Source organism: Parasedimentitalea denitrificans, assembly GCF_011813015.1.
GTDB lineage: Bacteria > Pseudomonadota > Alphaproteobacteria > Rhodobacterales > Rhodobacteraceae > Parasedimentitalea > Parasedimentitalea denitrificans.
The window spans coordinates 1-10,906 of sequence record NZ_QHLQ01000044.1; the positions used below are offsets into that span (position 1 = coordinate 1).

Sequence of the window (10,906 nt, forward strand, 5' to 3'; positions counted from 1 at the left end):
ACTGCACTTGGCATCCCCAAGACAGAGGCGATAGGCTAAATCCGTCCGGTGTCAGGGGAGGTCCGACCTCAACCCTATTTGTGCAACAAAGCCGGGCTGAAAGTGTGAATTCGCTGCGCTGAGGTCCAACGGCAGCAATGCGCAGAAAACTGACTTTGCAAAGTTGGGTCCGCAGAACGCACCGACAGCTTACATACGGCCTAGAGCAGCCATTCAACCCCGAATTGGTTGCTGCGTTTCAGCTTCCCTAAAGCGGTCATTGCCATACTGCATAGATGCCGCATGACTGAACGATTACTTTGTGGACATGGCTGTTGTTTGCTTTCGAACCCTGGCTGTTTGCTTCAGGGAAACCAATCGTTTCGGGGCTAGCCTCGAAACGACTACCGCTAAGAGCCGGTATCTGGAAAGCTCGTGGTAGCCCGCGGTTCCTTTATGTTTTTCAACTCTCCGATTGTTGTCACTCCTAACTGGGCCATGGCCAAGCTAACTTCCCGGCTCAGGATATCCCACATGGCACGCAGACCTTCGATACCGCCAGCCGCAATTGCAAACAATAAAATTCGGCCTAAGAAAACAAAGTCTGCCCCCATGACATAGGCTTTGACGATGTCTTCACCCGAGCGAATTCCTGTATCGTAGAAGAGTGGGTAATCGGGTCCGACAATCGCGCGAATGTCACGTAGGGCCAGAATGGCAGGTGGGGCACTGTCCAGTTGACGGCATCCGTGACTGGAAACCTGAATCGCGTCCGCACCAGCGTTTACCAAACGCTGCGCGTCTTCGGGGTGAAGGACTCCTTTTACCACCAGTTTACCTGGCCAAACCGCACGTAACTTGTCGAAATAGCTCCAGTCTGCCGCCGCACGGCTTTCGGTGCGGTCAAATTTGTAGGTCTTCCCATCGAAATTTGCCATTTTAGGGCTGCCCTTGGCCAGGGAGGTTAGCGACCAGCGCGGGTGCAGTGCAAAATCCATAAATTGCCGAGGGCCGATGCGGAACGGCATTTTAAAACCATGACGCAGCTCACGTGGGCGCCGACCAACCTCTGGAACATCCAAGGTCAACACTAATGTGCTATAGCCAGCTGCCTTAGCGCGTTCCACCAGCTTGAAAGTGCCACTGCCATCGCCACTGAAATAGAGCTGGAACCAAGCGGTGCCGCCCGAGGCTTTGTGCAGGGTCTCCATATCAGTAGAAGCCACAGTTGACACGCCATGCGGCACGCGGTGCTCTCGCGCTATTTTTGCCAATTGTAGATCGGCGCCGGGCGCCGCGAGATTGCACATCCCCATTGGGCTGATGCCAAAGGGCCGTGTCATCAGCTTGTCAAACAAGGTCACCGATAGATCCCGATTTCGGACATCGCGCAGAACGCGCGGTGTCAGCCGGATATCTTGCAGGGCCCTGTTGCTGAGGGCAGCTCCATGCTCTTGTCCAGCCGCGCCATCGATATAGTCAAAGACCATCCAGGGAAGCCGCTTGCGCGCCAGTCGGCGCGCATCGGTGTAGCAATGGATGCCAGTATCAAACAGCATGCCCAGACCTTACGCTTGTACCGACGTCATGAACCGGTCACGTATTACGACGGGATCCATGGTGATCACAGGAACTTTGATATTACCGCTTTCGCATTTGGCCACGATGATGGTCATCTGATCACCATCAATAGCTTCTTGTAGGGCTTTGCCGGTGTCTTTTGCAGCCACTTCGACAACGTTCTCGCAGCCACAAGCTCGTGCCACCGCAGCCAGAGAGGTCTTCTTTCCGGCATAGGTTGGTTGGTCACCGGTAGAGCCATAGCTGCCATTGTCGATAATCAGCAGAATGTAGTTGTTAGCCACGTTATTGGCTATGGTGGGCAAGGTCCCAAAGTTGGTCAAAACTGACCCGTCGCCATCAATGGAGATGACCTTTTTATCTTGTGCCAGCGCCAGGCCAAAGCCTATCGAGGAAGACAGACCCATTGTACCAAGCATATAGAAGTTGGTTGGTTGATCATCGATCATATGCATTTCTTGGCTGGGCAGGCCGATGTTGCAGACCACCAGTTGGTCTCTCAGGATCGGCGCGATTTCTTTCAGAATATCAGAACGGATCATTGGTCGCCGTAGCCTCCCCAGAAGTTGGCATCGGTCAGTATGGCGACCGGTTTGTTGCACATGAAAGTGTATTTCAGGATCGCATCCAGCTCGTCAGCGTCGGACTGCTTATGAAAATGATAGGTTGGAATGTTCATCTGCGCGAGCAGCGCCTTGGTGTGAACGGCCATCTCAACCTGGCAGGCCACCGGCTCGCGCAGTTCTCCCCTGTAGGAGATCAGCATTGGCAGCGGCATTCGGTAGTATTGGATCAACGTTGCCAGTGTGTTGATTGTCACGCCGATAGCAGTGTTTTGCATGATTATGGCAGGCCGTTTGCCGCCCATCCAGGCTCCGGCGCAGAGGCCCATACCCTCGTCTTCCTTGTTCGAAGGGACGTGAAGTACATCAGGGCGGGCGTCGATCTCGTCGATGACACCGGCCAGTTGCTTGCACGGTACAGTGGTGATGAAACTGATGTCATTAGCAACCAGATCATCAACGATTTTTGTGTTGATAGACAAAACTGTCTCCTTTGGGGGGGATTCTAACGTAAGACGATGACGGCGCAGGGCGCATGGCGAACAATCCGAGCGGCGGTGGTGCCCAGGAAATAGTCACGCAAACCCGGCATGTGGGAACCGACGATGATCGCGTTTGCATTAATCTCGGCGGCATATTCGGTGATGGTGCGGCTGGAATGCCCTTTGAGGATCACAGGAGTGACCTCTGGGGCGTTGTCAAACCGAGCTTTGAGCGCGCGTTTGGCATCATCATAGGCTTTGCGAACCAGGTCCTCGTCAAGGTAGGTGCTGACAGATCCGCTAGGGGGTTCATAGACATGCACAGCTATGATCTCGGCGTCTTTCCCGCCAAGGCGACGCGCGGTTTCCAGTGCCTGTTCTGCAATGCCATGTTCCAGTGAAAGGGCGAGTATAATTTTGTCGTACATCAGCTAGATCCTTTCCGGTGTGATTTCAGGCCGCAGTAAGATTTTAGGGGCGGCGACAACACCTCGGCGAATGTCGGAAAACGCCTCTGCCCCTGCCGAGAGGGGACGGATCTCTGCCCAATCAAGCCTGCCAAGACGCCCATCATAAATTGCTTGAGCAGTCTGAAGGAAATCTTCGGCTGTATAGGTATAGGTGCCGATGAAGTTGATTTCTTGAAGGGTCATCCGCCGGATATCGAGTCCGCCGGTGTCTTCGCCTAATCCAATATGACCGATCACTCCACCTGGGCGAACACAAGCAGAGGCAGTGGCGCGAGTGGTGGCATAACCGACCCCATCAATGACCAGATCAAACAAGGTCTCGTTGGTTGGGTGGTTAGTCACTGTTTGGCCGCAGTGATTGATCAAATAGGCGCGGCGAGCCGGGTTAGGTTCAACAATCATGACGTTCCCAACGCCCTGTGCCCTTAGACTAAGTGCCGCACCCAGGCCTATTGCGCCACCACCCAATACCAATGCCTTGTCACCAGCGCCACTTAAAGCTGCCAGTGAAAGCCGTGCAGCGTGCCAGCCGCAGGCGATAGGTTCGGCCAGTGCCGCTTTGGTCAATGAGACGTCATCCGGCACCGTGACTAAATTGCTGTCAGGCATTGCAACCAGCTCTGCAAACCCACCCTCACGCGGAGGCATCGAGATGATTTGCCGTTCGGGGCAGAGATTATCGCGACCATCACGACAGGCCGGACAAGTGCCACAGGTCACCAATGGATTTACGGTTACCCGCTCGCCATGACGAGTGCCGCCTACGATCTCGCCTGCTACCTCGTGACCCAGGATGAGTGGTGCGGGCCGCCGGTCATCGTGACCTAGATAGGCGTGCATGTCCGAGCCGCAGATCCCCACATAGGTAATCCTGATAAGCTGCTCACCAGATGCAACATCCGGGTCGGGCACATCTAGGTATTCCAAACTTTCGGGACCGGTATAAACTAATGCCTTCATTTGGCAGTAAAACCTCCATCAACCATCAGTACCTGACCGGTCACATAGGCCGAGGCATCAGAGCATAAAAACAATAGTGGACCGTCCAGATCCTGCGGTTCGCCATTGCGCCCAACGCATGTCTGAGCGGCATTACCTGCTGCGCGTTCCGGATCGTCAAAAACTGCTGCGGTCAATTCAGTGTGGAAAAAACCCGGCCCAACTGCGTTGGCATTGATGCCATGTGGTGACCAAGCCTCGGCCATCGCGCGGGTTAGCTGGGCAACACCCGCTTTTGTCGCGCCATAGGCAATGCCGCCAGGAAAGGCTCGAGTGGTCTGTAGTGACGCGAAATTGATGATCCGCCCCCAGCCCTTGACCTTCATGCTGGGAACCATTTGCTGACTTAAGAAGAAGGGGGCTGACAGGTTCAGGCTGAGCGTAACATCCCATCCTTCGGGGGTGACATCATCCGCATTTTGCCGCGTGTTAATGCCAGCAGCGTGGATCAAGATGTCCGGCGGCCCAAAAGGTTTGGACACTTCCTGTACCAGATCCCCAAGAGCGTTGCGATCTGAGACATCAAAGGCTACAGCGTGAGTGCTTTCACCTGCTTCCGCTTGCCATTCGGCCAATGCCTCTGCCCGGCGGGCAACGCCGACAACCTGCGCCCCGGCCTCAGCCAGTACCGTGGCCGCCCGGCGACCAAGGCCCGAACTGGCCCCGGTCACACAGGCTACCTTTCCGCGAACGGAGAATAGATCTCTTGGCTCAGCCATTGGCGGTAAGATCAAATGTTTCGTCCGGGAAATACTTAGCCAAACGCACATCTGCTGCGCGTGCGTGGCCTTCCATACCTTCTAGACGTGAGATGCGGGCCGTGGCCTCGGCAACAGGCTTAGAGCCTTCGCGGGTTGCTTGCTGCCAAGTGACGATTTTCATGTATTTGTGTACAGACAGACCACCGGTGTAGTGTGCCGCGCCAGAGGTCGGCAGTACATGGTTGGTGCCCGCTGCTTTGTCGCCATAAGACACTGTTGTTTCTTCACCCAGAAACAGTGAGCCATAACAGGTCAGGCGGTCCAGCCACCAAGTCAGATCGTCAGCCTGCACAGTCAGGTGCTCAGGCGCATATTCATCCGATGTGGCGGCCATCTCCTCGCGGTTGGCGCAGACGATAACCTCGGCATAATCGCGCCAAGCGGCGGTGGCGTTTTCCCTGTTCACATCTGGCAGATCCTCGATCAGGGCAGGGATGCGGGCCATGACATCTTGGGCCAGTTCGCGGTCGTCCGTGACCAGCCAAACTGGAGAGTTGTAGCCGTGCTCAGCCTGGCTAACGAGGTCTGTGGCAACGATATGAGGATCAGCAGTGTGGTCAGCCAGGACAAGGCTGTCGGTCGGCCCTGCGATCATGTCTATACCGACGCGACCAAATAGAATGCGCTTGGCTTCGGCGACAAACTGGTTGCCGGGACCGACAAGAATATTGGCCTTGGGCAAACCAAACAGACCAAATGTCATTGCCGCAACGCCCTGAACCCCCCCCATGGCCATGATTTTGTCGGCCCCGCAAATATGCGCAGCATAGACAATTGCAGGAGCGATACCGACACCCGGCCGCGGTGGAGAGCAGGCTGTGATATGCTTGCAGCCCGCGACCTTGGCTGTGGTTACGGTCATGATTGCACTGGCGACATGGCTATAGCGTCCACCTGGTGCATAACAGCCAGCAGCATCGACTGGGATCGCTTTTTGTCCTGCGGTCAAACCGGGCACAACTTCGTACTCGACGTCTGCCACGGTTGACTTTTGCATTTCAGCAAAACGCTTTACGTTGTCGTGAGCAAATTGAATATCCGCCTTCAGCTTATCTGGAACTAGGGCACAGGCAGCCTCGATCTCTGCCGGAGTCAGCAAAACATTGCCTTCGTACCGGTCAAATTTCGCAGCATATTTCAGAGCGGCTTCATCGCCACCCGCTTCGATATCCGCCAAGATTTTAACCACTGTGTCATGCACATCGGACGCATCCGATTTTGAAGTTAGTGTGGCCTTCTTTAAGTACTCACGAGCCATTTTTGTTGGTCCTATTTGTAGATATCGGGGAGCAGAGTTGTCGAAATTGCCGGCACATAGGCGATCAGCAGAACAACCATAAGCATGAAGAAAACGAAGGGGACTGCACGGGCAGCGATCTTGAGGATCGACTCACCGGTGATGCCGGAGACAACGAACAGGTTCAGTCCAAGCGGTGGTGTGATGAACCCAACACCCAGCGCGGTGATCATCATGATGCAGAACTGAATTTCGTTCATGCCGATGTTGTCAGCCAAAGGCTTTAGAATTGGAGCCAGGATCACGATGTTGGGCGTGGTTTCCATGACGCAGCCGGCTGCAATCAAGATGCCGATCATCAAAAGGATCAACACGTAGGGATCATCCGTCAACGAGGTTACTGCGGTGACAAATCCCTGTGGCACGCCCATGATGGCCAGTGCTTCGGCAAGCGGAGCAGAGAAAGCGATGATCGGCAGAATGATCCCGTTTACCTTCGCTGAACTCACCAGCATCGCTGGAAAATCAGACAGCTTCAGAGTGCCCAAGATGAAACCCATGATGATGGTGACGACCACCGCTGTCGCACCCGCCTCGGTTGGGGTCAATCGGCCTGAGAAAATGCCATAGAAGATGATGCCGGGGACGATGAAGGCATACCAGTCCGATGCCAAAGCCCGGCGCAGGTTGGTGAACCATTCCCCCATGGTCATTAATCCACCGCCCTCATAGGCGTAGATCCGGTTCATCACGATATTGGTAATCAGGATCGAGATCAGAATGGCCAGGCCTGGGATCAAGGCTGCCAGAAACAGTGTCGACGCGGATATACCGAGCACAAGGCCAATGATGATATAGGCGATGGAGGGTGGAATTAAGATGCCTGTACAGGCACCAGCGGCGACCAGTGCGCAGGCATAGGGACGGGGGTAGCCACTTTCGACCAGTCGATCGATGGTCATCCGGCCAACCGCTGCAGCACCTGCTGCATCAGAGCCAGAGATTGCCGCAAACATTCCGCAAACCAGAACCGTTGCCGACCCAAAGCCGCCTTTGGCCCAGCACGTCAGGGCCTCGGCCACGTTTAGAAACTTGCGGCTAAGCCCCGTTCGTACAAGAACATCACCGGTTAGGATGAAAAGGGGCACGGCGGTCAGCGCAAAGGCGTCGATACCTGAAAATAGACTCTCGCCAACCAGGCTGAGCGGCAGGTCGCCAGACATGATCAGCATGAGGATAGCAGCAGAGCCGATGGAAGCCCAAACCGGCACTGCCATAGCGATGAGACCGACAAAGACGATTACAGGAAGATAGAAATCCCAGCCGAGTTCGACCGTTTGTTGAAGATTATTCCAGAGCATTTTTGGTGTCCCTCAATCAAACAGTTTGTCGCCTTCGTAGACGGGGGTGCCGTCACGAAGAGATCGAAAGTCACGGAGGAAGGACTGCACGAGACGGAAAATCATCAACGTAAAGCCAACGGGAACAGCCGCAAGAAACCAAACTTTGGAGATGCGCAGGCCATCGGTCACTGAACCGAATTTGGCTGAAACCAGTACCGTTTCAAATGACCAGTAAAGCGCGACCAGAGCGACGACAAACATCACCAGATCGCCAAAAATATAAAAGACAGCCTTGGGCCTGGGGCCGAGGTAGTGCAGCAAAACGTCGATGCGGATATGAGCACGTTCCTTTACCGCAGCTGCAGCGCCGACCCAGGCAAGGTAGATGAAGGAATACCGGACGATTTCTTCGCCCCAAATCGACGAATAAGAGAACAACTCGCGGCGGAGAACTTCGACGGCCATCGTGACGACTAGCATCACGTAAAAGACCAAAAGCAGCCAGCGTTCGGCATTTCGATCCAATTGTCTTAGGATATTCATCACGCGTCCCGATGTTGAATAAGTGTTGGACCGGCGTCGCATTGCGTCGCCGTATACTCATGTTCAAAAAGGGGTGCCCCGAAGGGCACCCAGGGGAAAATTATGCGTCGTGAACGAAGTATTTGCCCTGTGTGCCAGCGGCTTCTTCCAACTTGGCGAATGCGTCCATAGACCCAGCAAGTTCCGTCTTGAACTCATCCCATTCAGGGCGCTGATAACCACCGGCGGCCTGCCATTCAGCCAGCTGGTCTTCGCTAAGCGAGTGGAATTGAACACCCGACTTTGCAAGTTCGGACATTGCATAAGAACGGGCAGATGGAACTTTGGACAGGTTCTGGTGCGCGGTCATTTCCGAGCCCCACATAACACCATCTTGTACATCAGCGGGCAGGCTGTTGAACCACTCCAGATTACAAGAATAAACTTGGCTGTCTGGCACCGCCTGGGTGAAGGTCACGTGGCTGAGAATATCCTTGAAGCCAAACACGTATAGCGCGCCAACAGATGGATCGAGCGCGTCGGCTACACCTTGCTTAATAGCGGAAGGTGTTTCACCCCATGCTACCGGTGTTGGGTTTGCACCAACCAAACGATAGTATTGTTGCAGCATTTTTGATCCCGGAACCCGGAACTTCACCCCTGACAGATCAGATGGGCTCATCACCGCGCCAGCACCGCCTTTTCGAACCGCTACGACGCGTGGATCGATGTTGACATAAAACAGCGCCTTGAAGCCTGCAGCCTCTACTTTGGGGTGGACCTCAGACTTCCAGTGATCAGAGTTTACAAGGTTAGTGAAACGCTGGTTGGAACCACACAGGTAGGGCATGTTGATCAGGTCAACGGTTGATGCAAATGGGGCAAAATTCGACAGTGAATGTTGTGCGGCCTGAATGGTGCCACCTTGCACTTTTTGTACCAACGCTCCACCAGCGCCTAGCTGCCCACCTGGGGCCATTTTGACATAGACTTTGCCATTGGTTGCGTTTTGGATATTCTCCTTGAGGTCTAGCTGCATGATTGGATAGCTGCGAGATGCGCCCAGCACATAAGCTGTGGCCAACGTCATGATGTGGTCTGCGGCCTTTTCGCGCTCGCGCTCTTCTTTGTTGGTCTGGGCAACGGCTTCTGTGGACCAGAGGGTACCAGCGGCCCCGGCAACTAACGCGGCCGTAAAGCTGCCAGTTCCGGCCAGTTTTAGAAAGTTTCGGCGCTCGGCCGAGGCAAGTTCTTTGTGGTTCCGATCCATGTTTTCCTCCGGTTGGACAGTTTAGCGCTGCTGCTTATTAGATTGTTTTTCAGCGGCCTCTTTTTTCAAAATGGCCGCCACGAATATGATCGAGGCGGCAAGCAAGATTAGCATTTCGGATACATCCCCTAGGAAACCTCCCATTCCCATTGATCCAAGGATCACATTGGATCCGAAGATGGCAAACAGCAGTAAAGCAAGAGCCAGAAGCATTTGTTTCTCCAGTTTGACGGTTATAAGTCCGATTCGCTCGATCAATGTAAGCGCTTACATGGAATTCATGCAAGCGTTTACATTCATTCCCTGGAAATAGGCCGTTCATCTCGGAAATGAAGTGCAACGATCTGGGAAACAGGATAAAGAATCTTGTGATGACGACAGACGAAGCAAACAATGACCGAACCCCGACGCTGGCTGATGTTGCGCGTCTTGCAAAAGTGTCGACTGCAACAGTGTCGCGCTGCTTGAACTCGCCGGACCAGGTAATCGAAAAAACCCGGACCAAAGTTTTGGCGGCGGTGCGTGAGCTGGGTTACGCCCCAAATTTCAACGCCCGCGCCCTGGCAGCGAAGCACACCAATACAATTGGTGCAATTATTCCTACCATGGAGAATGCAATCTTCGCACGTGCCTTGCAGGCGTTTCAGGAGGAGTTGGGTGGTAGTGGAGTTACCTTGCTGGTCGCGTCCTCTTCGTACCGGGCCGATCTTGAAGAAGAACAGATCCGTACTCTGGTATCGCGTGGAGCAGACGGAATTCTACTGATCGGTTATCACCGAGACCCAAAGATTTATGAATTTCTACAACGTCAGGGCGTCCCAATTGTTGTTGCCTGGGTTTTCGATCCGCAAGCAGATGTCCCAACGGTTGGCTTCGATAATTTCACGGCAATGAAGGCATTGGCGGATCAGGTGATCAGCATGGGGCATCGCCGAATTGCTACGATCACGGCCAATCCCGAATACAATGACAGGGCTAGTGAACGTCTGAGGGGCATTCGAGCTGCGATGTCAGAAGCGGGAATTTCTGCTACTGACCTGTCTATAGTCGAGTCTGCATATGGGATAGACGAGGGCGGCAAGGCGCTGGAGCAGATCCTAGCTCAGACGGTTCGACCTTCTGTGGTAATGTGTGGCAACGATGTTCTGGCCGTCGGGGCAATCGCCAGAGCAAAAGAGCTGGGCCTGAGAGTTCCTGAGGACATTTCCGTGACTGGATTTGATGACATCGAGATCGCAAAGATCTCGTCACCGCCACTCACAACCGTCCACGTGCCGCACCGGCGCATGGGCAAGGAGGCCGCCAGGATGCTTATCAATTTGGTCAACGCCACAAAGGACCAAAAGAACACTTTAATTGAAACATCCCTGAAAATTCGGTCGTCACTGTCCAAACGTTGAACAGTATTAAGTGCTGAGAATCCGATAAAGACGTGTGCATGAATGACCGCTTACACGTTTGGCTACCCACCATCTTGCACCTGACGCGAAGAACCTCTTCTCACCCTTGTTGCTGCTTTACGGCATTGAATGGGACGCGAGAAACATGACGCTTTGGGCGGGTTCCGGACCTTCGCTGCGGTCAACTCCAACGGCAGCTATGCGCGAATGTTGTTGAAAAACTCTTGTTGATTTGAGGGTATATGACTGATTCAATTTCCTTATTGGCGTGGGGGGATTGGTGGCGATGTTAGGACCAA

12 protein-coding genes are annotated in these 10,906 nt (G+C 54.1%); 1 reads left to right on the forward strand and 11 read right to left on the reverse strand.

Annotated elements, in window-relative coordinates:
* Positions 1–389: 389 nt before the first annotated feature.
* The 11 genes from DL239_RS20875 to DL239_RS20925 form a co-directional block, all read right to left on the reverse strand.
* Positions 390–1,538 carry an alpha-hydroxy acid oxidase gene (locus tag DL239_RS20875; RefSeq protein ID WP_167686034.1) on the reverse strand — a complete coding sequence of 383 codons (1,149 nt, stop codon included), beginning with the start codon at positions 1,536–1,538 and terminating at the stop codon, positions 390–392.
* 9 nt (positions 1,539–1,547) lie between these two features.
* Positions 1,548–2,102: a sulfopyruvate decarboxylase subunit beta gene (comE, locus tag DL239_RS20880; protein WP_167686035.1), complete on the reverse strand. Its 555-nt coding sequence runs from the start codon at positions 2,100–2,102 to the stop codon at positions 1,548–1,550.
* A complete protein-coding gene (comD, locus tag DL239_RS20885; RefSeq protein WP_167686036.1) occupies positions 2,099–2,605 on the reverse strand; it encodes a sulfopyruvate decarboxylase subunit alpha in 507 nt (168 codons plus the stop codon). Before comD ends, comE begins: the two co-directional genes overlap by 4 nt.
* A gap of 23 nt (positions 2,606–2,628) precedes the next feature.
* Positions 2,629–3,033: a universal stress protein gene (locus DL239_RS20890; RefSeq protein ID WP_127749475.1), complete on the reverse strand. Its 405-nt coding sequence runs from the start codon at positions 3,031–3,033 to the stop codon at positions 2,629–2,631.
* Positions 3,034–3,036: 3 nt separating this feature from the next.
* Positions 3,037–4,035 carry a zinc-dependent alcohol dehydrogenase gene (locus DL239_RS20895; protein ID WP_167686037.1) on the reverse strand — a complete coding sequence of 333 codons (999 nt, stop codon included), beginning with the start codon at positions 4,033–4,035 and terminating at the stop codon, positions 3,037–3,039.
* Positions 4,032–4,793: an SDR family NAD(P)-dependent oxidoreductase gene (locus DL239_RS20900; RefSeq protein WP_167686038.1), complete on the reverse strand. Its 762-nt coding sequence runs from the start codon at positions 4,791–4,793 to the stop codon at positions 4,032–4,034. The genes DL239_RS20895 and DL239_RS20900 overlap by 4 nt, the downstream gene beginning before the upstream one ends.
* Entirely contained in the window at positions 4,786–6,093 is a 1,308-nt protein-coding gene (gene hisD, locus DL239_RS20905; protein WP_167686039.1) for a histidinol dehydrogenase, read from the reverse strand. The genes DL239_RS20900 and hisD overlap by 8 nt, the downstream gene beginning before the upstream one ends.
* 11 nt (positions 6,094–6,104) lie before the next feature.
* A complete protein-coding gene (locus DL239_RS20910; protein ID WP_167686040.1) occupies positions 6,105–7,433 on the reverse strand; it encodes a TRAP transporter large permease in 1,329 nt (442 codons plus the stop codon).
* Positions 7,434–7,445: 12 nt separating this feature from the next.
* A complete protein-coding gene (locus DL239_RS20915; RefSeq protein ID WP_167686041.1) occupies positions 7,446–7,958 on the reverse strand; it encodes a TRAP transporter small permease in 513 nt (170 codons plus the stop codon).
* 100 nt (positions 7,959–8,058) lie between these two features.
* Complete coding sequence (locus DL239_RS20920) at positions 8,059–9,207, reverse strand: TRAP transporter substrate-binding protein (protein WP_167686042.1); 1,149 nt, start codon at positions 9,205–9,207, stop codon at positions 8,059–8,061.
* Between the two features lie 21 nt (positions 9,208–9,228).
* Positions 9,229–9,420, reverse strand: a complete 192-nt coding sequence (locus tag DL239_RS20925; RefSeq protein ID WP_167686043.1) for a hypothetical protein — start codon at positions 9,418–9,420, stop codon at positions 9,229–9,231.
* Positions 9,421–9,578: 158 nt separating this feature from the next.
* On the opposite strand from DL239_RS20925, the gene DL239_RS20930 reads away from it, so the two are divergent.
* The gene (locus tag DL239_RS20930) at positions 9,579–10,607 is read left to right on the forward strand and encodes a LacI family DNA-binding transcriptional regulator (protein WP_167686044.1); all 1,029 of its coding nucleotides are present in this window, start codon (positions 9,579–9,581) and stop codon (positions 10,605–10,607) included.
* Positions 10,608–10,906 lie beyond the last annotated feature (299 nt).